This is a genomic window from Mucilaginibacter sp. P19 (genome assembly GCF_050632265.1).
In the GTDB taxonomy this organism is placed as follows: Bacteria; Bacteroidota; Bacteroidia; order Sphingobacteriales; family Sphingobacteriaceae; genus Mucilaginibacter; species Mucilaginibacter gossypii.
Genome location: NZ_CP192586.1, coordinates 3,816,884 through 3,838,738, shown reverse-complemented (window position 1 = coordinate 3,838,738; position 21,855 = coordinate 3,816,884). Strand labels below are relative to the sequence as shown.

General features: G+C 42.5%; 21 protein-coding genes and 3 pseudogenes. 9 read left to right on the top strand and 15 right to left on the bottom strand.

Features of this window, described 5'->3' with window-relative positions:
- Window positions 1-279: 279 nt before the first annotated feature.
- The 7 genes from ctlX to ACQ86K_RS18540 all read right to left on the bottom strand — a co-directional run bounded on the left by ctlX (window position 280) and on the right by ACQ86K_RS18540 (window position 6,977).
- A complete protein-coding gene (gene ctlX, locus ACQ86K_RS18570; protein ID WP_256337320.1) occupies window positions 280-1,197 on the bottom strand; it encodes a citrulline utilization hydrolase CtlX in 918 nt (305 codons plus the stop codon).
- A 92-nt stretch (window positions 1,198-1,289) separates the two neighbouring features.
- Window positions 1,290-2,735, bottom strand: a complete 1,446-nt coding sequence (locus ACQ86K_RS18565) for an arginine deiminase family protein (RefSeq protein ID WP_091162658.1) — start codon at window positions 2,733-2,735, stop codon at window positions 1,290-1,292.
- 142 nt (window positions 2,736-2,877) lie between these two features.
- Window positions 2,878-3,192, bottom strand: coding sequence for a hypothetical protein (locus ACQ86K_RS18560; RefSeq protein ID WP_091162659.1), 315 nt, complete (start codon window positions 3,190-3,192; stop codon window positions 2,878-2,880).
- A gap of 65 nt (window positions 3,193-3,257) precedes the next feature.
- Window positions 3,258-3,785 carry a helix-turn-helix domain-containing protein gene (locus ACQ86K_RS18555; protein ID WP_431198524.1) on the bottom strand — a complete coding sequence of 176 codons (528 nt, stop codon included), beginning with the start codon at window positions 3,783-3,785 and terminating at the stop codon, window positions 3,258-3,260.
- A gap of 56 nt (window positions 3,786-3,841) precedes the next feature.
- Window positions 3,842-4,030, bottom strand: coding sequence for a hypothetical protein (locus ACQ86K_RS18550; RefSeq protein ID WP_431198523.1), 189 nt, complete (start codon window positions 4,028-4,030; stop codon window positions 3,842-3,844).
- A gap of 61 nt (window positions 4,031-4,091) precedes the next feature.
- The gene (gene priA / locus ACQ86K_RS18545; RefSeq protein WP_091162661.1) at window positions 4,092-6,581 is read right to left on the bottom strand and encodes a replication restart helicase PriA; all 2,490 of its coding nucleotides are present in this window, start codon (window positions 6,579-6,581) and stop codon (window positions 4,092-4,094) included.
- 6 nt (window positions 6,582-6,587) lie between these two features.
- Entirely contained in the window at window positions 6,588-6,977 is a 390-nt protein-coding gene (locus tag ACQ86K_RS18540; protein ID WP_090527050.1) for a DUF423 domain-containing protein, read from the bottom strand.
- 85 nt (window positions 6,978-7,062) lie between these two features.
- On the opposite strand from ACQ86K_RS18540, the gene ACQ86K_RS18535 reads away from it, so the two are divergent.
- The 3 genes from ACQ86K_RS18535 to ACQ86K_RS18525 all read left to right on the top strand — a co-directional run bounded on the left by ACQ86K_RS18535 (window position 7,063) and on the right by ACQ86K_RS18525 (window position 10,241).
- A complete protein-coding gene (locus ACQ86K_RS18535; RefSeq protein ID WP_431198522.1) occupies window positions 7,063-8,193 on the top strand; it encodes a hypothetical protein in 1,131 nt (376 codons plus the stop codon).
- The gene (locus ACQ86K_RS18530; protein WP_431198521.1) at window positions 8,193-8,651 is read left to right on the top strand and encodes a hypothetical protein; all 459 of its coding nucleotides are present in this window, start codon (window positions 8,193-8,195) and stop codon (window positions 8,649-8,651) included. Before ACQ86K_RS18535 ends, ACQ86K_RS18530 begins: the two co-directional genes overlap by 1 nt.
- 402 nt (window positions 8,652-9,053) lie before the next feature.
- Complete coding sequence (locus ACQ86K_RS18525) at window positions 9,054-10,241, top strand: DUF5723 family protein (protein ID WP_431198520.1); 1,188 nt, start codon at window positions 9,054-9,056, stop codon at window positions 10,239-10,241.
- On the opposite strand, the gene tsaB is transcribed toward ACQ86K_RS18525, so the two are convergent.
- From tsaB to rpmH, 4 genes are all read right to left on the bottom strand, one after another.
- Window positions 10,238-10,930, bottom strand: coding sequence for a tRNA (adenosine(37)-N6)-threonylcarbamoyltransferase complex dimerization subunit type 1 TsaB (gene tsaB / locus ACQ86K_RS18520; protein ID WP_091162664.1), 693 nt, complete (start codon window positions 10,928-10,930; stop codon window positions 10,238-10,240). The two genes, ACQ86K_RS18525 and tsaB, sit on opposite strands and share 4 nt — an antisense overlap.
- A 9-nt stretch (window positions 10,931-10,939) precedes the next feature.
- A complete protein-coding gene (yidD, locus tag ACQ86K_RS18515) occupies window positions 10,940-11,182 on the bottom strand; it encodes a membrane protein insertion efficiency factor YidD (RefSeq protein WP_167516103.1) in 243 nt (80 codons plus the stop codon).
- Between the two features lie 47 nt (window positions 11,183-11,229).
- Window positions 11,230-11,553, bottom strand: coding sequence for a ribonuclease P protein component (locus ACQ86K_RS18510; protein ID WP_431200888.1), 324 nt, complete (start codon window positions 11,551-11,553; stop codon window positions 11,230-11,232).
- A gap of 120 nt (window positions 11,554-11,673) precedes the next feature.
- Complete coding sequence (gene rpmH, locus ACQ86K_RS18505; RefSeq protein WP_083878950.1) at window positions 11,674-11,832, bottom strand: 50S ribosomal protein L34; 159 nt, start codon at window positions 11,830-11,832, stop codon at window positions 11,674-11,676.
- Window positions 11,833-12,216: 384 nt separating this feature from the next.
- Here rpmH and ACQ86K_RS18500 point away from each other — a divergent pair, with 384 nt between their 5' ends.
- Both ACQ86K_RS18500 and ACQ86K_RS18495 read left to right on the top strand, forming a co-directional pair.
- Window positions 12,217-12,507: a hypothetical protein gene (locus ACQ86K_RS18500; protein ID WP_431200983.1), complete on the top strand. Its 291-nt coding sequence runs from the start codon at window positions 12,217-12,219 to the stop codon at window positions 12,505-12,507.
- Window positions 12,423-13,093 (top strand): annotated as a pseudogene (locus ACQ86K_RS18495) (ChaN family lipoprotein). The gene ACQ86K_RS18500 and the pseudogene ACQ86K_RS18495 overlap by 85 nt, the downstream one beginning before the upstream one ends.
- 176 nt (window positions 13,094-13,269) lie before the next feature.
- Here ACQ86K_RS18495 and mscL read toward each other — a convergent pair.
- Window positions 13,270-13,673: pseudogene (gene mscL, locus ACQ86K_RS18490) on the bottom strand (large-conductance mechanosensitive channel protein MscL).
- Window positions 13,674-13,849: 176 nt separating this feature from the next.
- Here mscL and rpoN point away from each other — a divergent pair.
- A pseudogene (rpoN, locus tag ACQ86K_RS18485) lies at window positions 13,850-15,324 on the top strand (RNA polymerase factor sigma-54).
- Between the two features lie 309 nt (window positions 15,325-15,633).
- Here rpoN and ACQ86K_RS18480 read toward each other — a convergent pair.
- On the bottom strand, window positions 15,634-16,770 hold the full coding sequence (locus tag ACQ86K_RS18480; protein WP_431198519.1) for a cysteine desulfurase family protein: 1,137 nt from the start codon (window positions 16,768-16,770) through the stop codon (window positions 15,634-15,636).
- A gap of 123 nt (window positions 16,771-16,893) precedes the next feature.
- Window positions 16,894-18,285 (bottom strand): phosphoglucosamine mutase, encoded by a 1,392-nt coding sequence (gene glmM, locus ACQ86K_RS18475; RefSeq protein ID WP_112654294.1) that lies wholly within the window; start codon window positions 18,283-18,285, stop codon window positions 16,894-16,896.
- Between the two features lie 265 nt (window positions 18,286-18,550).
- Between glmM and ACQ86K_RS18470 the strand changes: the two genes are divergently transcribed.
- Genes ACQ86K_RS18470 through ACQ86K_RS18460 form a run of 3 tightly spaced genes read left to right on the top strand, consistent with a single transcriptional unit; the run spans window position 18,551 to window position 19,828 of the window.
- Window positions 18,551-19,114 (top strand): phosphatase PAP2 family protein, encoded by a 564-nt coding sequence (locus tag ACQ86K_RS18470; protein WP_431198518.1) that lies wholly within the window; start codon window positions 18,551-18,553, stop codon window positions 19,112-19,114.
- Between the two features lie 7 nt (window positions 19,115-19,121).
- Window positions 19,122-19,487, top strand: a complete 366-nt coding sequence (locus ACQ86K_RS18465; protein WP_431198517.1) for a hypothetical protein — start codon at window positions 19,122-19,124, stop codon at window positions 19,485-19,487.
- Complete coding sequence (locus ACQ86K_RS18460) at window positions 19,454-19,828, top strand: ZIP family metal transporter (protein ID WP_431198516.1); 375 nt, start codon at window positions 19,454-19,456, stop codon at window positions 19,826-19,828. Before ACQ86K_RS18465 ends, ACQ86K_RS18460 begins: the two co-directional genes overlap by 34 nt.
- A 47-nt stretch (window positions 19,829-19,875) precedes the next feature.
- Here the strand turns inward: ACQ86K_RS18460 and ACQ86K_RS18455 are convergent, their stop codons facing one another.
- A complete protein-coding gene (locus ACQ86K_RS18455) occupies window positions 19,876-21,750 on the bottom strand; it encodes an alpha/beta hydrolase family protein (protein WP_431198515.1) in 1,875 nt (624 codons plus the stop codon).
- Between the last annotated feature and the right edge of the window lie 105 nt (window positions 21,751-21,855).

Below are 21,855 nucleotides of genomic sequence, written 5' to 3'. Positions count from 1 at the left end.
GGGGCTTATTCGTTAGTAAAAAAATCATAATTAATAACGTATGTTTAAAGATAAGCTATTGTCGTAAGTTGCTGTTATACAATAAAGACACAATTTTTGTGAAAAATGTGCAGAGGCTATAAATTGCATTGTAATAATTAAATTGTCCTCTTTATATCTTAATCATGATTTAGCCATGCCTAAATATTTAGTTAAGCAATTGTTATTACTCGCAGTTATAGCTGTAATTGTTTTCCTCTTCAAGTATCTGATAGCGTTGTACGCTGTTAACAGATGAATTTAAATAGCCGGTAAATGCACCTCAGCCATCATACACCTTGCACTGCCGCCGCCATTAGTTTCAATGGTATTGATATCGGCATAAACCAGCTTTCCATACTGTTGTAAAGCGGAACGCTGTGCTTCACTCAAAGCGCTGAAAGCGTTTTGCGACATCACGATCAACGTTTCGCCCGCTTTGTTTTTCACTTCAAGCATATTACCGGCAAACTGGTTCATCTGCTCAAAAGTGATTTCAATAATTTCTTTGTGCGAAGATTTCAATGAATCTATAACAGTTATCCTTTCATGTGGGTTGGGGATGCTATCCAAACAGATTACTGCAAATTCAGTTCCAATGCACATCAGTACATTGGTATGGTAAATGGCTTTCCCTTTTTCATCAACGGCCTCAAAACTGATCGGTTGATAACCAGCTTGTTCACAGAAATAGTTAAGCACCTCTTTATCTGTACGGGGCGAGAGGCAGGCGTAAGCTATTTTATTATCCCTGTCAAGCACCATACTGCCGGTGCCTTCTAAAAAGCGATGGTCATGTTCAAAGCGGCTCAGGTCAATTACATGGGCAACTTTAAATTTATCCTCCAAATCGGTTATGATATCTTCCCTGCGCTCAAGCCTGCGGTTTTCGGCCTGCATAGGGTAAAGGAAAACGCCACCGTCATTATGAAACGATATCCAGTTATTCGGAAATATCGAATCGGGCGTATAAGGCTGTAGGGTGTCATCTATAACAGTAACATCTACACTATTATGGCGCAAAATGTTAACCATACTATTAAACTCACTCAAGGCCCTTTCCTGTACACCATTTTTTTCGGCATTAGCGTTTTGAAAAGCGTTACTTGTAGCAGTTTCTTCATTAAACCCGAAATTAACCGGGCGGATCATTAATATATGTGATGTTGATTGACTCATGATTTTTGTCATTATTTCATTGAGTCATTGAGTCATTTTTTTAATAAATCATGCAAAGCAATGACTTAATGACCAGACGACTCAATGACAAATTAAATTACAGTGTCCCTGAATACCGGCATGCTCATGCAATGGAAACCACCGCGGGCACGGGAAAGTTCGGCCGACGGCATTAATATCAGCGTATCAGTTAAACTTTGTGGATCAAGTTCATTATTTTCAAATTTTTGAAGCAGTTCGGCTACCCGGATCACATTATAACCACCTTCTTTAAAAGCCTCTACAGTTTTATCATTCCGATCGTATCCAACAACAACGCCTTCTTTTAGGGCCAGCAGGTTGCAGGAGTCTGTCCACTGTTCACGGGCATCAAAGGGGAAGGTGTTGTTGCCCGAGTAAATAAACTTGGTTTTTACACCGCTTTTGAGGTCGTTCTCGCTGATGTCGGAAAGCAGGTCCTCAATACAACCAAATAGCCTTGGTTTTTCATCTTTTTCAAACTGAACAATTTCCGCCCGTTCTTTTTGTTTTTTATCAGCAAACCATGATATCGGCTCCCGCTCCTCAATAGGGGCTTCGGCCACCGCAAGCGAGCGGAGTAGTACCCAGGTATCGCGCTTTACCTGCGTAAAAACAGTATCGATATGCATATAATCACGCTTGTTTGGAATTTTTACGATGGTTACCTTCTTCACAACATCGTATTCAAACAACAGCCTGATAGCTTCATTAGCACCGCTGACAGATGTCCGCTCGCTGCAGCCAATCACTAAATGATCAGGACTTACCATCATCACATCGCCGCCTTCTAAAGTTGTGCGGCCTTCAGCGTCTTCGCCCGGACGTAAAAAATGCTGCGCGGTTTCAGGGATCTCCAAAATATTATCGCGATAAGCTTCAAACAGCGGATGATTGAAAAATATGTAACGCATCAGCAAAGTTTCGCGGAAACGGGCTTTCTTTGCCGGCTTATTGAGCAGCATATGATTATTAACCGCTATACCCAAATCCCTCGAAAAAATAAGATTGGGGATAGGGGCAAAGATCATTTCTTCGGTTGTTAACGAGCCCGAAATAAAGATTTTAGCCAGCTCAACCGGATCCGTGTCTGTAAGTTGCTGCTGCAAGCGATAGTTGCAGCTTTCAACGGCACAAACTGCAGCTACCAGTTTTTTGCGGATATCCGGCTGCTGTAAAATATCAGCCAGCAGGGTTTGGATCTCGATAACTTTATCTGACGAATGGAAGCCTGGATTATCAGGTTTAAAAAATGAACGGCGGGTTGCTTCATCATCAATTTGATTAAGCTTGCCTTTTATTTTGTCGGGGTCAAGAAAATAGAGCAGGAGCTTTACATAATAATCGTATTCATTCCGGCGCACGGTATCCAGGTGAATTATATCTTCAAAAAGCCAGTCCTGCGCCTTTGAAGGCACAACTTTGCCTAAACCGCTATCCGGACTATGAATAAGCAATGTGCGGAGTGTGCCAATTTCGGAGGTTACATCTATTTTAAAATCGGAGTTGGTTATTGTCATAAAACACTATAATCGTAACACAAATCTATCAGAAATTAAATTACAAAACGGGCTTACCCGGCAAAATTAGGCCGGGTAATATTTGCCTGTTCTTTTAATTCAATATAAAACGTTTTATGTGTCGATTATATGTTGCTGCTTTCTAATCGGCAATCTCCCGGTAAGTGTTCCTTTCCATGCTTACGTTTAGCCTTTGCAACATAGCCTTCATATCAAAGCCCTGTTGCTGATATAGCTGCTGCACTGCCTCTTTAGCTTTTTGTAAAACATCTTCGTTTTGCCAAATGGCGGTTGTAATGCAAATGAGGTTGCCTTGGTCATCATCGCGCTCAAAGGCACGGTCTTCAATAAATCCGTCGAGCTTTTTTATAAAGTCGCGGTTGACTTTCATACGTCCTTTAAATTCATGTTGAGCTGTTGCGGGAACAATGAATTGATCTATAAATATCTGTTTCATGATTATCCTTGTTTTTTTCAAAAATCGGGATAATGGAAGCTCAATACTTGTAAAAAATCATTGATTTACCAGGCTTGCGGTATTTTAAAGAAATCGGTAGGATTTAACCCGGTAAACAGTTTAAATTCCTTATTGAAATGCGGCTGGTCAAAGTACCCGGCTTCTAAAGCTACCTGGCTGAGCGAACCGTTTTTAGGTTTACTATCAACTATCGACCTGATCTTAATAATATTGGAAAACTGCTTTGGCGAAGTACCAACCACTCGCCTGAAGCGTTTTTCAAATGCATCCTGGCTTATATAATGAGTATCGGCAAGGTCCTTAATTTTGATCATGCCTTTTGATAAGCGGATCTTTTGCAGGGCAGATATGATCAGCTGGTCCCGTTTGTGGCTTTCAATATGTTTAAGCAGAAATTGTTCGGTGATGATTACCCGTTGCTGATTATTGGGTGCTTCTGCCAGTTGTTCTTCAGTTAAGGATAATTCACGCAGGTCAATAAAGTTATCAAGCGGCAGAGTTGCCTCAAATAATTCATGAAGCGGATTTTTGAACAACGCTGCCGCGCCGGCTGCTTTAAATAAAACCAACATATTGTCCGTGCCCGGTGCATAATTAATTAGCCTGGGCGATTTTTTTAAGCCGGTGATTAAAGAGGAGGGAGCTTACCGCTATGTGCCTCGGTAATATCGCTAATCTTGCCACCGTATCTGAACGCCATTACCAGCGATGTATCAGGCAAAATACGATTAACCAGATCATTTGCAGTCTCGATAAAAACGTATTGCCGTATAAAAGGCTTTAGTATTTCGCCGGGCGTAAAGCGTTCAATATGCATTTAACTAAGATACAGAATTTGTTAATCAGAAAATTCCCGTCCGACGCGACTCAAGATCGTATTAATACGGATCAACGTCGGGCTGTACAATACTGCCCGTGCTAAGTTTGGTTGTATAATATTGAGTGATCACATCCCTTAAAACAGTTTTTGCTTTTATGATAGAGATCCCATCCTTCTCAAATTTGAGCATAATGCTTTTAATGTAATAATTGCGGATCCTGCTGATGAGCGGTTGCTCCGGGCCAATCACCCGCTCGCCAAAATGCTCCCGGAGCCGCGCGCCGAGGTACTCTGCCTGATTATGGAGCACATCGGGATTTTTATGCTTGATATCGAGGTTAATGATCCGGTAGAAGGGAGGGTATTTAAAGCTTTTCCGCTCTTCCATCTCGGTAAAATAAAGATCGGCGTAGTTGTTATCAATCACCTGCTTTAACACCCTGTGATAAATATCATAGGTTTGCACAACTACTTTGCCCTGCTTACCCCGGCGGCCGGCCCTGCCGCTTACCTGTGCAAGTAGTTGATAACCACGCTCGTTTGCCCTATAGTCAGGGAATTTCAGCAGGCTATCAGCATTAATAATACCAATCAGTGTCACATCTGAAAAATCAAGCCCTTTGGCCACCATCTGGGTGCCAACCAATATATCTATCCTTTTCTCTTCCAGATCGTTGAGGATAGTTTGCAGGGAATTCCGTGATCGTGTAGTATCAAGGTCCATCCGGGCAATCCGGGCTTCGGGCAATAAAACGCTCAGTTCATCTTCAATTTTTTCGGTACCGAAGCCTTTATATTCCAGGTGGGTAGATCCGCAGGCGGGGCAAATGGATGGCGTATCTTCCTTGTAACCGCAGTAGTGGCAATGCAGCTTGCCGCTGCTTTTATGATAAGTAAGGCTTACATCGCAGTTGATACATTTGGGAGTATAAGCACATACTTTGCACATCAGGATGGGGGCATATCCGCGGCGGTTTTGGAATAAAATTACCTGCTCTTTATTTTCAAGTGCCTGCTTGATGCCCTCCATCAGCACACTGGTAAAGTGCGACTGGATAGTTTTTTGTTTGGTTTCATGAGCGATGCTTACTACCTGCACATCGGGCAGCTCAACGCCGCCAAAGCGTTCAGTGAGCTCTGCAAAACCGTATTTGTGAGTACGGGCATTATAGTAGCTTTCAAAGGATGGCGTGGCCGAACCCAAAAGCACTTTACCCTGGTGCATGTTAGCCAAAAAAATCGAGGTGTCGCGTGCGTTGTAGCGCGGCGCCGGATCAAATTGCTTGTATGATGTTTCGTGCTCTTCATCAACAATGATCAATCCCAGATCGGCAAAAGGTAAAAACACGGATGACCGCGCGCCGAGCACAATCTTATACTCTCCGCTTAAAACTTTCTGCCAAACCTCAACCCGCTCATTGTCATTAAAACGCGAATGATAAACACCGATATCCGCACCAAAATACGTCCGTAACCTTTCAATAATATGTGTTGTTAGGGCTATTTCAGGCAAAAGGTAAAGTACCTGTTTCCCGCTGCGTACAATCTCTTCTATCAGCCTTACATATAATTGTGTTTTGCCTGATGAGGTTACGCCATGCAACAACGTTACTTCTTTTTCTTTAAACTGCCCGCGGATGCTTTGAAGTACCTCCGTTTGCTGTTCGCTCAATTCAAAGTTGTTGCCTTCTTCTCCTTCTTCCTCAAAATGCAGGCGGCTAACGTTTCTGTCCTCCGAAAAGAAGATCTCTTTTTCAATGAGCGATTTAATGCTTGATTCACCTGCACCGCTCTCTTCAATAAGTTCGTTTTTGGTGATGTTTTTTTGATGACGGGAAAGCTTGATGTAAGCTAATAGGGCATCGGCCTGTTTAGGCGCGCGCTTTTCTAATATCGGGAATAGCTCCCGCAGATTATCCTGGTTGTTATAAACCGGGTTAAGTGTAATAAAAGTGCGTTTGCGGGGCTTATAACGTTCGTTTACTTCTTCGGATATGTTGATGATGTTTTTTTCAAACATCAGCTTCAATATCGGCATTACAGTTTTCTGTCCCAAAAGCTTGGTAATATCGCTTATGGTAAGCTCCAGCTGAATTTCGAGGGCTTCAACAATTAAAAACTCTTTATCGTGAAGCGTGGCTTTATCTATCTCATATTCCCGGTTAAGCATGATGCGGGTTTCGCTGGCCAGCTTCAGTGCCGATGGCAGCGCGGCGTTCATAACTTCGCCTATGTTGCACATATAGTAATCTGCCAGCCACTGCCAAAATTCGAGCTGCTTAGGAGTTACAACCGGGCGGTCATCCAGGATCTCGATGATATATTTTGCTTCGTACTTTTCGGGCGCCAGTTTCCCTATCTCTTTAACAATGGCTGTATAAAGCTTGCTTTTGCCGAACTGCACCACCACTCTTTTGCCAATGGCAACAGCATCATTTTGCTCATAAGGAACCCGGTAGGTGTAGTTTTTTGAAATAGCCAATGGCAAAATCACTTCGGCAAAAAGTGTTTCACGGTCGGTATGTTCAATTTCGGCAAACTCTAACATCGTTTATTATTTGTTGCGGATAGCAGCTAATGCCAGCATCAGCCAGCCCAAAATGAACAACAAACCACCAATGGGTGTAATTGGCCCCATGGCTATAAGCCAGTTCCAGCCAAGCAGATCGCGGCATGATAACAGGTACAGCGAACCTGAAAAGAATATAATGCCGAAAGTGAACAGGTAGTAAGCTGCCGATATTAAGCCCCCGCTCTTTTCGCGCGCAAAAACTGCTAAAAAAAGCAGGGCAAATACATGATAGAAGTTGTATTGTACAGCAGTATGCCAAACCTCAAGCTGGGCGGGGGCAAGCAACGCTTTTAAACCGTGGGCTCCAAAAGCGCCGGTGATAACGGCCAGCATACCTAAAAACGAAGCGGTAATAATTATTTGTTTGTTCATGCGATATAAAAAGCTAAGTTAACCAATTGAAAGTATTACTTTAACGCCGTGGGGTAAAATTCTATATTTGCTGCACGCCCCTGCTATGAAACGACTGATAGTAACCACTATATTTTTGATTATAGCTACCGTGTTGGTAACGGTGTTATATTTTAAAAATTTAAGTCCGCCGGGAGTGCGTACCGGGCAGGTTATGCGCGCTATTCCTGATAATGCGGTGGCAGTATTTGAGTTTGGTAATGAAAAGGGATTTTATGATATTTTTGCCGGCAACCAGCTCTTGAGCACTTTTGTTGGCCCCGGCAAATTACATGAACTTGACACCTTACGCAAGTTGCTTATTGCCTCTCCACAGCTTGATCAATTTTTTACAGGCCAAAACATTTTCGTTTCCCTTCATCCTACAAATAATGATAATATAGATTTGCTCGTAACCACCTCGGCATCAAAAGCTTTTTCGGCAACTATGTTTAATCATTTAACAGGCAATGCCAAAAGCGCTTTACAAATAGCGCCTATGCAAATAGCGGCAAGCCAGGGTTATAATATATATGTTAAGCCGCTCAATAAACATTTTTACCTCATTAAAACCGGCGACAATATATTTTCGGGCAGTTTTTCAAAAGATTTGGTTGATCATAGCGCCATCTACCAGCAGGATAAAGGCCATAATGGCTTTGTACCGTTGCCTGAGCAGCAAAACGCCAATTCACTTGCCAATCTTTATATTAATTACAACCAGCTTAATCAGTTTTTTGATCAGCTCTTCCTTAATAAAACTACCGATCTTTTTAAGAGCTTTAGAATGCTGCCGGCCTATGCGGCATTAAACTTAAATTACAAAAGCGATGCTTTGATGTTTAACGGGTTCACCACTAAACGAAATAATGCAACCAGTTATTTAAACATTTTTTCGGCCCAGCAACCTGTCGAGAATCATTTAAAAGATATTTTCCCGGCCACAACTGCCTACAGCACAAGCTTCGCCGTTTCAGATCCTAAAAAGTTTGAAACCGACCTTTCACAGTGGCATGATAAAGCGGGAGTGGGCAAGGAAAAGAATGAACTTTTGAATAAGGTAAAATCAGAAGCAGGGCTGTTTGTAAAACCCGAGTTTGAAAAGCTGCTCGGTAACGAGTTCGCGATAGTTACCACGCGGTACTTTGAAAAATTTGCCATCATTTCTGTTAAGGATGGCTCAAAGCTTTTCCGGTGATGATGAACATCAGTAATATGGTTACCGATAAAGTTGGCCAGTTTAATTATGAAAAATTGCCTTTCTTTTTATTGGGCGATGCATTCAGCATTTTCCGGAAACCTTACTTTATGATCATTGATAATTATCTCATACTTGCCACTTCGGTATCCGAGTTAGAAAGTTATAACGACACCTACTTCAACCGCAAATTCATAGGAAAAACCGATCAGTATACCCAGTTTGATAATTTGCTGGCCGAAAGGAGCAATGTGGCCTTCTTTATTAACTTTAAAAACATGCAGCCTTTATTAAAACGCGATTTAAAAAGGCCTTTTTACGATGCTTTTGAAAACAGCGACCCCGGTTGGAAAAATTATTATGGTGCTGCCTTCCAACTCACTGCATCCGACAGAAACTTTTATACCAATTTTTGTATGCGCCTAAATGTTCCGGATACAAGTGCAGTTAAAAAATAAATTTATTTACGTTTACACAACAATACCCGCCAAATTTCGTAAAACATTACAAATAGCAATTTGTAAAAAATTTACAGACAATCAGCTTTGAGTTCTTTTCTTTAAGTAGATTCGGGGCAAGATATGTGAGCCAATTATGAATAAAATCTTCTTTACTATTCTTTTCTTTATTTTTTGTTCTTTATCCGTATCGGCTCAACAGTTTTCGCAATATAATACCGGCACGCTTTACGATTCATTTGAAAATCCTTCACAAAGAGCCTTTATCCCCGATTCGAGCCGGGGGTAGCATTCAATTTTTTCATCCCGAATTTCGATGCTAATTTTTATGTAACCGGCAATATACAACGGCCGCTGAAAAGCCGCGCATTTGCAAGCCCTTCTTATTATAATACCTCATCATTGCGCATCGGCCGAAATGCTTTAAATCATTTCAATGTAAACGCCAATTCATATGCGGTAATGGTTAAACTTTTCACCAGCTTAAACGGCAATGTTGAAATGGGCTTTTCGGCCCAAACCAAAGTGGAAGGTAAAGGCCTGGTTACCGATGAGTCTATAGCTTTTCTTGATGGACCGTCAAATTTTGCGCGTGATAATTATGATAATATATTCAACAACCATTATAGGATGCAGATGTATGACCAGTTAAGTTATATCTACCGGGAGCAGGTTAATAAACAACTCTCCTTAGGTTTTAAGCTGAGCTACCTGTCTGGTGTTCAATATAACAAAATAGATGTGGAGGAGTCGAGCCTGCAGATTAACCGGGTCCCGGCAAATCCTGACAATGACAATGCCGACGTTTATATGAGGGGACGGTATTACAGGAGCTATGTGCCCGGCAGACTGGATGGGCGTGACTTTTTACCAACGTTTCGCAACCCAGGTGCGGCGATATCAATGGGTGCAACTTACCGAACAGAGGATGGGATCCTGATACAAGGTAATATAAAAGACCTTGGCTTTATTCACTGGAACAAGCGCTCAACCATTACTGATTTTAATAACACAACAAATATAACAGATATTACATCCAAGCATCGTGATGAGAATATATATAATGCTGTATATGAATTGGTCAGGGGTAACGGAATGGTTACCTCATTTAACACAAAAACAAATGCCAAAGCCGAATTGAGCGTATCCAAAAGCTACTGGCTTGATGATGAAAAAACATACAGATATTTCCCAACGGTTGTAGCCCAAAAAGAAATGTTCTTTTCCGGTTTTACCGGAGCAATGGTTAACTCGGTACAGAAAAACAACCTGATAGCTACCTTAACGGCCACTTATGACGATTATAAATTATTTAATCTCGGCGCACAAATTATGGTAAAATCCCCTAATGTCGAATTTTTTATAGGTTCCGAACGCTTACTAAATACGGGCCACCTTACTCTGGCCGCTTTAAATAATACCAATCAAATAAATAGGGTAGGCAACTATAGCGGGGCGGATATCTTCCTGGGCTTTTCATTGAAATTTGGACGGGTAATTGAACATCCCATGAACTCCAGCTATATCCCTATGGGCGAAAAAGGATTTTTGGGCCGTTTGTTTGGCCGTATTTTTAAAACCAATAATTAAAGCGCTTTTTTCCCGGCTATAAAATCCTTAAGGTAGTAAGGCTCGTAATAAGCTACATCTTCAAATGCGCCATCAGTAAATTTTTGAGCTGCTTTTTGGGTAAGATATGTTGCCGAGTTTACAAAATCATCCAAAAACAAGGCATTTGGGCTTTCACTTAAAACACCTTTGCACTTTTCGGCACCATCACCCAAAAACAGGATCTGATGGTCTTTCAAATAGTTGGCAAAACTGTTTCCTTCTATAATATCAGCAGCTGTTTCACGCACTCTGTTGCCGGCAGCATCAAATAATGCTGTGTAAACCTCCATTCGGCGGGCATCTATCATCGGGCATAACAGCATATTTCCATCAGCAGCATCCCCCAGGCTGTTAATAACGCCATAAGCCATAGCCTCAAGTGTTTCAACCGCTATCAAAGGTTTATCAAGGGCGAAGCACAATCCTTTGGCGGTAGATACACCTATTCGTAAACCGGTGTATGACCCCGGACCGCTGCTCACAGCAATAGCATCAAGCTCGTTATAAGTTACTCCCGATTTATTCAGCAATTCATCGATATATAAAGTAATAACTTCAGCATGGATATTACGGACATTTATTTGTTTAAAGTCCAAAACCTTGCCATCGCGGGCAAGTGCTACCGAGCAGGATGTTGTTGCTGTTTCTATTTGAAGTATAAGGCTCATATTATAAATTTATGGTACCGGATCATGCCCATGACCACCCCAGGGATTACAACTGGCAATGCGCTTTATGGTTAACCAACCACCTTTAAAAGCGCCATACTTCCTGATGGCTTCAACACCGTACTGCGAGCAGGTGGGTGTATACCGGCATGATGCAGCTGAAAGCGGCGATATAAAATATTGGTAAAATTTGATAAGGATGATGAAAACTCCCCCAACTATTGCTTTTAAAAACCTGGTGATTGTATCCATAAGCCCATTCATGTTAATTAGCCGTGACTGGTATTGCAGCAGTTAACTCACCTGAAAGCTGGGCAAGCATCCTCAGCATTTTTTTCGATGAAAAGGTATGGTTCAATTTGTTTGCCTACATAGCCTACCGAAATAATTATCTTTTTATCCGCTTGCTGCAGAATATCATAAAGATGCTGCTGTTTGTGGAGCCTGTACGCTTCGCGCATCAGTCGTTTTACCAAATTACGGTCAACGGCGTGTTTATAACGCTTTTTAGGAACGGAAAAAAGAATTTGCGCAGGATAGGGCTGTGGCTCGGGATTGACAAGCCAGGATACCCGGAAGGGATAACATAAAAAAGAAGAACCGTTATGAAAAAGCTTGTCAATAAGCCTTTTGTTACATAACCGTTCTTCTTTTTAAAAGTATACATAGTTGCCATTTTTGAACCGAAGGATAAAGCAGATAAGCGGTTCCAAACCCTTATAAATAGGGTAGGGCAACCTCAATTATGCTTTGTGCCTGCCTTCGTCAGAAACAGTTAACCTTTTTCTGCCTTTAGCTCTTCTGGCTGCTAATACTCTTCTACCGTTAGCAGTTGACATGCGTTCACGGAAACCGTGTTTATTTCTTCTTTTTCTTTGAGAAGGCTGAAACGTTCTTTTCATGGCTATATTTTATTCTATTCGTCTTTTTAAAACAAGAGCGCAAATGTAGTTATTTTATTTAATAATTCAAACACTATTTTTCTTATTTATAATAACATGTGTGCTGCCGCCCGGTGGCTGCAAATCAGTGGCACTTTTTCCGGAAAACTAATTGTATACGCAATAATTAAATTCGAAATCCTGTTCATTGTCTGAACTAAATAACAGCGCTAAGCTATCATTACAAATCATATTAAATAAAAAGTTAAATTTAACATTAATTATTTGTTACAGATTCAATTTTGCAACAATGTGCAATCGCGAACTACGGCATTTGCTAAAAAAAGCTGAATAAATAGTTCCGAATCATTAACAAAGTGTAAATTCAACAGGTTGTCCTAACAAATGAAATTAATCCTCTCCATACTTTTTATTTCCTTATCGGCTGTTACCATAGCGCAGGAACTACCTGCAACACATTATAAAATTTACAGCACATCGGCACAAAAGATCATCACGCCCGATGATATTGTTAATGACATGGCCAATGCTGATGCGCTTTTTTTGGCGAAGAGCATAATGATTCAACGGCGCACTATCTGGAGTTTAGCTTGTTCAAAAAGCTTTCGGAAAAATATCCGCAGAAAACGGCGCTTTCCATGGAGATGTTTCAAACTGACTGTCAGCTGGTGCTGAATGAATATCTCGCGGGGCTTATTCGCGAAAAAATCTGGTAACAGATGCACGTACCTGGCCTAACTATAAGGATTACAAACCGCTTGTTGAACTTGCCAAATCCAATCATCTGCCGGTAATAGCAGCCAACGCTCCAACCCGCTATACCAACATGGTTACACGCGGGGGCCTTGATGCTTTAAAGCAGCTTGATGCGCAGGCTAAAAGCTATCTTGCGCCGCTGCCTATCGATACTGCTACCGGGGCCTATTATGATAAATTTGCTAAAATAATGGGAGGTCATGCCTCAATGCCGGGCATGCAGATTTACCAATCGCAAAACCTTTGGGATGCTACCATGGGCTGGTCGATAGCGAAATTCCTGAAAAACCACTCCGGCTTTAAAGTATTGCAGCTTAACGGCGGCTTTCACAGTGAAGAAAAACTGGGCGCGGTAGCCCAACTTAAAAAATACGCACCCAAATTACGCGTGCTTAACATATCAACCTACATGGATGATAGTTTTGACAAGCCCGACTGGAGCAAATTAGCCGGCATGGCCGACTATATCATTTTAACTGATCCTAAGCTGCCGAAAACTTTTTGATAGTTCATGGTTGATAGTTCATAGTCGATGGACCATAGTTCATGGTTTTTGTGCTATATGGCTATATATGAACCATTAACTATTTCCTAACTATCAATCATGGTTACCAAATTTTATGGTTCGCGGTTTTTCTTATAGCTATGAACTATGAACCATCAACTATGAACTAAATTCCATTAAGCTTTCTTAGCCAGTAAATCGCGGATTTCGGTAAGTAAAACTTCTTCTTTAGTTGGTTCAGGTGGCGCTGCCGGGGCTGCTTCTTCTTTTTCTTCAAAGAGTTGATACCCTTAACAATTAAAAAGATACAAAAAGCAACGATTAAAAAATCAATTACATTATTGATAAATAAACCGTAATTAATCGCGGTTTCGGGTGTTTTATCAACAGCCGGTTTAAGTACGTACTTTAAATCTTTAAAATCAATACCCCCGGTTGCCATGCCAATAGGTGGCATAATAATATCTGCAACCAGCGAGGTAACAATTTTACCAAAAGCAGCGCCAATGATAACACCCACAGCAAGGTCAACCACGTTGCCCCGCATTGCAAATTCTTTAAACTCTTTTACTATTGCCATAAATTAAAGTTTGGTTACTTAAAGTTAATAATATTACATAAACTATCAATTCATATAGTTTTTTTGATAGCGCTAAAACAATTGGTATGCCTAAAACATTTAACAACTTTAAAGCAGATACCTCAAGTAATTTTTAGTTGATATTAATTTGATGTATTTTTGGCTACATCTTAATTATGCTTAAACAGAACCTTCAACAAAAACTTTTACAAAAACTTTCGCCCCAGCAAATACAATTTATAAAATTGCTGCAGGTGCCTACTGTTTCGCTTGATACCCGGATAAAAGAAGAACTGGAAGAAAACCCCGCGCTTGAAGATCTGAGCCTTACCAACCTAAACGAACCCGAAGAACAATATCCCGACCGCGACCCCGACGAAGATAATTATAACAACGATGAGGAAAAGGGCGAGATGGATGAATTTAATATTGACGACTACCTGCAGGAAGATAACGTAAACGATTACGGATCTCGCTATGATCAAAATGGTGACGATGAGGATGAGCGTAAAGAGATCCCTATTGCTGTGCAAAGCTCATTTTTTGAAAGTCTGCAAGCCCAGTTAGACCTGCTTCCCCTAAGTGATAAAGATTTCATGATCGGCAAGCAAATCATAGGCAGCCTTGATGACGACGGCTATCTGCGCCGCCCCATCATGTCGCTAACCGACGACCTTGCATTTTCACAAAATGTATTGGCTGAGGATGACGAAGTAGAAGAGATGCTCAAGGTGATCCAGGGCTTTGACCCCCTGGGGTAGGCGCGCGCAGCTTACAGGAATGCCTGCTGATCCAGCTTCGCAAAAAAGATGCAAGCGACCCGATCGTAAAAAAAGCCATACAGGTTGTTGAACATTATTTGGATGAGTTTACCCGTAAACATTACGATAAGCTTGAAAAATCATTGAATATGAACTCCGTTGAGTTGCGTGCGGTGGTCAATGAGATCTTAAAACTCAATCCCAAACCCGGCGATTCAAACGAGATCAACACCAAGCAAATGCAGGTGATCCCTGATTTTCATATCACTAACAATGATGGCGTGCTCATCCTTACCCTCAATTCAAAAAACGCCCCCGAACTTAGGGTAAGCCGCTCATACCAGGAAATGTTTCAGCATTATGACAAGGCTTCCCAAAAGGATAAAAAGCTGAAGGAAGCAGTGCAGTTTGTAAAGCAAAAGCTTGATTCGGCCAAGTGGTTTATTGATGCTATTAAACAGCGCCAGCAAACGCTGCTTAAAACCATGAATGCCATTATGCAGTACCAGTATGAGTTTTTTCTTACCGGTGATGATAAAAACCTGAAGCCGATGATCCTGAAAGACATTGCCGACAGGATTGGAATGGATATTTCAACGGTATCCCGGGTAGCCAACTCCAAGTATGTACAAACCGAGTTTGGTACCTTTCTGCTGAAATCTTTCTTCTCCGAAGCCATCCAAACCGAAAGCGGTGAGGAAGTATCCAATAAAGAGGTTAAAAAGATTTTGGAAGAGCATATCGGCAAAGAAGATAAACGTCACCCGCTTGCTGATGAAAAATTGACCGAAATACTCAAAGACGCCGGCTACAACATAGCCCGCCGTACCGTAGCCAAATACCGCGAACAAATGAACATCCCGGTGGCAAGGTTGAGGAAGGAGTTGTAGCTTTTTAGAGATTAGAGGTCGGAGATTAGAGATTAGTTGCAAATCAGATTTGCTTGGCAGTGTGCTTAGCGTATGAGGCGCTGAAACAAATTACCCATGACAACTTAAAAAAGGGGTGTCATACTGAGCCCGTCGAAGTATGGCGGGCGGGCCTCTGCGCACGAGTCTTCGACAGGCTCAGACTGACAGGCCCTCTTTGTTATTTCACCTTCAGAGGCCCCGGATTTAAGTTACTTAGCATGCCCCTGCCAAAGTAAAACGCCTTAAGAACCAAGTTCTTAAGGCGTTTATATTAGCGTATTTTCAAGCTTATACATTCACAGCACAAAGCTCACGAACTTTGGCTACTACAAAATCAACTTCTTCTTTTGTATTATACTTTGAGAACGAGAAACGCACCGATGGCCGTGAAGAGCTGGCCCCGATAGCAGTTAACACGTGTGAACCAATGTCGCTGCCCGAACTGCAGGCACTACCACCCGAAGCAGAAATACCGGCAATATCAAGATTAAACAGCAGCATATCGCTCATTTCCATCTCGGGGAAAGCCACGTTCAGTACTGTATATAAACTTTTTTCGGGGTTGGTTTCGCCGTTAAAGCTTACACCGGGTACGTTTGCAACCAGTTGCTCCATCATGTATGATTTTAAGCCCTGAATGTGGTTTTGGTGCTGTTCCATTTCGCTGTAAGCAAGTTCAAGCGCTTTGGCCAAACCAACTATACCATAAATATTTTCGGTACCGCCGCGCATGTTGCGTTCCTGGGCGCCGCCGTAAATAAATGGTTTTATTTTGATTTTATGATTGATATGCAGGAACCCCACTCCCTTAGGGCCATGCAATTTATGACCGGCACATACCACAAAGTGAGCTTTAAGCTTGCTCAGGTCATGCTGGTAATGGCCCATGGTTTGCACAGTATCACAATGATAAATGGCATTGTATGCTTCGCACAGGTCACCAATACGTTCCATGTCCGACAGGGTGCCTATTTCGTTATTGGCATGCATTAATGAAACAAAACTGCGTTCATTTTCTTTCAATAATGTTTCCAGGTGATCATAATCAATAACACCCTTGCTGTCTATATTTACCAGGCTCAATTTAATAATGCCCGATTTTTCCATTGCTTCCAGCGTGTGGAGCACTGCGTGATGCTCGGTGGGGCTGGTGATAGCATGGGTAATTTTGTGATCAATGATCCCACACCTGATAGCCGTGTTATCGGCCTCCGTACCGCTTGATGTAAAAAAGATTTCGGCGGGCGAGGTGTGCAGTAAACCGGCAATCGTTTTCCGCGAACGCTCAATTAAAGTACGGGCTTCCCTGCCGTGGGCATGTATAGACGACGGATTACCAAACTGGCTTTCCATCACCTTATACATCTCCTTCATCACATCCGGATCAAGCGGCGTAGTGGCGGCATTATCAAAATAAACGCGCATTTTTTAAAATTTATAAATTAATGGATCAGTAACTTCAAAAACATATGCCCGGTAATGTATATAATAAGCAAACAACCAACGGTATTTACCGCCGGTTGCCTGCTATTTTTAATACCAGTAAAATTAACCTTTCAGTTGTAAGATCTCCTTAATATCGATGATGATCTTATTGGCCAAACCGTTTGCCACGGTTTCAGAATTACCTTCAGAGTAGATCCTGATAATGGGTTCGGTGTTTGACCTCCGCAAATGTACCCATTCTTTATCAAATTCTATTTTCAGGCCATCAATTGTTGAGTGGGGTTGCTTGATGTATTTTTCTTCAACTTTCGCCAAAAGGGCGTCTATATCCATTTCGGGCGTTAAAGTGATCTTATTTTTTGAAATAAAATAACCCGGATATGACGCGCGCAAACTCGAAACCGATTTACCATATTTGGCCAGATGTGTTAAAAACAACGCGATACCAACTAAAGCGTCACGGCCGTAATGTAACTCAGGGTAGATAACCCCGCCATTACCTTCGCCGCCAATAACTGCGTTTACTTCTTTCATTTTGTTAACCACGTTAACCTCTCCAACCGCAGCCGCATGGTATTCGCCGCCTGCTTTTTCAGTTACGTCGCGCAGCGCACGGGTTGATGACAGGTTAGATACCGTGTTGCCCACATTGTTTTTCAAAACATAGTCGGCTACGGCAACCAGTGTATATTCTTCGCCAAACATGTTACCATCTTCGCAAACAAAGCAAAGGCGGTCTACATCCGGATCAACAGCAATACCCAAATCGGCACGTTTACCCACAACCTCTTTTGATAAAGCTGTCAGGTTTTCAGGAAGCGGCTCAGGATTATGCGGGAAATTGCCATCCGGCTCACAATATAGTTCGTGAACGGTTTCAACGCCTAAAGCTTTCAGCAAGGCCGGTACAAAAATACCGCCCGTTGAGTTAACACAATCTATTACCACTTTAAAGTTGGCTTTCTTTATCGCCTCAACATCAACCAGCGGCAAGGCCAGTACAAGGTCGATGTGTTTTTGAAGCCAGGTATCATCATGAGTAACTTTACCCAGATCGTTTACATCGGCATAATTAAAGTCGCTGTATTCGGCAATTGTTAGCACTTCTTTGCCATCGGCATCACTGATGAACTCGCCATTGGCATTGAGCAGTTTAAGGGCATTCCATTGTTTTGGGTTATGGCTTGCGGTAAGGATGATACCACCCGCTGCCTGCTCACCGGTAACGGCAACCTCAACAGTCGGTGTAGTTGATAAACCAAGATCAATAACATCAATCCCCAAACCCTGAAGTGTGCCAATAACAAGATTGTTCACCATAGCACCCGATAAACGGGCGTCGCGGCCTACCACAATCTTTTTAATCCCCGATTTTTTTACAGCCCATGATCCGTAGGCCGAAGTGAATTTTACAATATCAAGCGGTGTTAAACCATCGCCAACAGCACCGCCTATGGTGCCGCGTATTCCTGAAATAGATTTTATTAATGTCAAAATGCGAAGTTTTTGGTGTGGTAAAAGTAAAAAATATAAGCTACAAATGATATTGTTTTAAGGATTTACGCAAACGCTTGCATATAAGGTTACGGTTAATTTGTTGTTTTTTAATACGGTGCAGGGTGGTTTCAATTGTCATCCCTGCGCATTATTTTATGCTTAACGGGATAATGCTGCTGCTAAGTATTAAAATTTGAAGGATTTTTTAAGCTATTTGATAACTTTGGAAATTACAGCAAACAAACACCTATAGTAAAAAACAATGCCCGACTATCTTTTAAACCTCGACCGGCATCTATTTTATTTCATTAATCATGACCTGTCCAATTCGTTTTTCGACTGGATCATGCCCTTGTTACGTAACCCCAAATTCTGGATCCCGCTGTATATTTTCATCATTATTTTTTGTTTATGGCGATATAAAAAAACAGGCGCTATTATTATAATGCTGCTGGCAGCATCGGCAGGCGTTGCTGATTTCACCAGTGGAGTTATTATCAAGCACAATATTCAGCGGCTTCGCCCTTGCCGTGATCCGGTTGTATCTGCAACCGATATCAGCCGTGTGCCTTGTGGTAGCGGATATAGTTTTCCATCAACCCACGCCACCGATCATTTTGCCATGGCGATATTCCTTGGCTTTGTGTTTTTCAGAAAATGGAGGTGGGTATGGCTTTGGGCGATACTTTGGGCAGGCAGCATTTGCTTTGCACAGGTATACGTGGGGGTTCATTTCCCGGTAGATGTATTGTGCGGCGCTTTATATGGGGCCTTTGTTGGATGGCTGTTTTCATTATTGTTTAAAAAATTACAACCTGCCTTTTAATGGGATATTGGAAAATTCTGCTGCTTTTTTTGCCGCCTTTTTTGGCGGTACTTCTGTATTTTTATTTAAAGGCGATAACCACAAAACACTGAAGCTGGTGCTGTCGTTCAGCGGGGCTTACCTGTTTGGTATTACCGTTTTGCACCTGATTCCTGATGCTTACCACGGTAATGATAACTACGTTGGCGTATTCATATTGGTCGGCTTCCTGTTTCAGATTGTGCTTGAACAATTTTCGGACGGGATTGAGCACGGCCACATGCACAAACACCCGCATGATCTGGCAGTTTTCCCGATTGGTATCATGGCAAGCCTTTGCCTGCACGCTTTTTGGAAGGGATGCCGCTTGCCCAGGGCAACCAGGACCAATTAGTTTACGGCATTGCCTTACATCATATCCCGGCGGCTTTCGCACTGGCTACAGTGTTGCTCACAAACAAACAAGGGAAAAACAAAACCATACTTTTTGTGGCAGTATTTGCGGTAATGGCGCCGGCAGGTTATTTTTTTAGCGACGCGTTAAGCAGCGGAAACATCGGCAACCTGCAGCATTATTTTAACAGGATCATGGGCGTTGTTATCGGCATCTTCCTGCATATCTCCACTACCATCCTCTTTGAATCGAGTGCTGATCACCGTTTCAATATGCATAAAATGATGGCGGTATTGGCCGGTGTGGCCATTGCGCTGCTGGGCTTTTTGAAAGAGCTATAGAATATTAATGCTATTACTTTGTGTGAAATTAATTTCTATATAAACTTTTATTTTTCCAGCTCCAGGCCCCAGTCTTTTCCTTTATCAACTGCAGGTACGCCCTTATCCATCCAAACCGGCATTGGCGCGCCTTTTAAAAAGTGATCGAAGAATTGCTGCTCACGTATAGTAATATCTTTGCGGTTTTGGCGCAGCACCAGGTTATGAGCCTCGCCATTGTATTGCAGTAACCAAACAGGTTTACCTAAACGGCGTAAAGCTGTAAACATTTCAATCCCCTGGTACCATGGCACAGCGCCATCGGCATCATTACTCATGATCATTACCGGTGTTTTTACTTTAGGTAACTGGAACAAGGGCGAGTTTTCGATATACAGCTCGGGCTTTTCCCAAAGCGTAGCACCAATGCGGCTTTGTGATTTTTCGTACTGAAATTGCCTGTTCAGGCCAGATTCCCAGCGGATACCGCCATAGGCCGAAGTCATGTTAGCTACCGGCGCGCCTGCCCAGGCTGCTGCATACATATTGGTTTGGGTAATGAGGTAAGCCACCTGGTAACCGCCCCAGCTTTGGCCCTGTAAGCCAATATGTGCAGCATCAACCCATGTGTTTTTCCTTAAAGCCTCAACACCCGAATTTACAAACTCGACCGCTGATGCCCCCGGATGACCGGTTTGATAGCTGATATCAGGTGCGAAAACAAGATAGCCGTTGCTCACAAAAAATGAGATAGGCAGGCGGGAAGGAGTGGGAGCCGGAGCAATGTAATTATAAAGCCCGTCAGAAAGTTTCTCATAAAAATAAACTATCATCGGGTACTTTTTGGCCGGGTCAAAATCTTCGGGTTTGTACAGGATCCCTTGCGACTGATAGCCTTTAGGTGTCGTCCACCTCACAAGCTCGGCAGTGCCCCAGTTATATTCACTTTGCTGCGGGTTGATGCTGCTCAGCTTGATCTCTTTCTTCAAATCAGATGAAAAGTACAAATCAGGCGACTGTTTATAGCTTGCTTTGGTGTAGATGTAAGTTTCGGCATTTTTAGCTTTCAGCAGGTTATCATAACTCATTGAGGCCATGACCGCTTTTTCGGGCAGATTGTTAGTCTCAGGAAACTTCCTGAAATATCCCCATTGCCTGGTTTCTTCGTTTTGGGTTAATAGCCACATGGGCTCTTTCAGCGGGATGAATTTTTGCTCCGGGTCAGTTTGATCATACCTCATGATCAGTTTGTTTTTACGCCCGATGCCTTTGGTAAAATTAAACGCGTCGCCCGTTGCCGGGTCAAAACGCCATATGTCGTACCGGTCATAAATAAATACGGCCTTGTCTCCTGCTAACCAGCCGGCCATACCATAGGCCGAAGCATACCCTGGCACATCGTTCAGTTCGTCGCCCATTTTGGTGCCGGTTGCTTTGCTCAGGTTTATTTTTTGCCCTGTTGCAATGGTATAACAGTACCATGCCTGATCTTTGAGATCAAACCATAGTACATAATTGCCCTGCGGAGAGATATAATAACGGCCCAAAGAGGCATTAATAAACCTGTGATTGCCGCTTCGGGTATCAATTAAAATGGCTTGTTGCCTGGTACTGCCTTCCCACTGGGCCGATACGCGTGCGCCGGTGTCGGTAAGCCCTAAAACATAGCGGGCATCTTTATTTTCGGCAGTTAATATTTCTGGGATGGCCTTGTTACCTAATTGAACAGTTTTGGCGTTCGTTTCTTCAGGTTTTATCACAGCAAGATAGCTACGCTTTAGGTCGGTTTGCAGGTTTTTGAGCTGCTGGGGTTGCAGATAATCATCTTTGTAGTTCCAGATATCCAGTTTGGCTACCTCAAAATCAACCAGGGTGGTATCGGCAGGTTTGGGGATAGGCGCAGTGCCAAAGAAAAGGCTATTGCCGCTTTTGCTAAAGCTCACTTTGCCATCGCCACTTACCGCCCAGTTATTGGATATGCCTGCAGTTCCGGCAGCGGCAATAACTTCCGCGCTATCTTTTGCCGTGTTGTAGTAATAAAGCTTAAA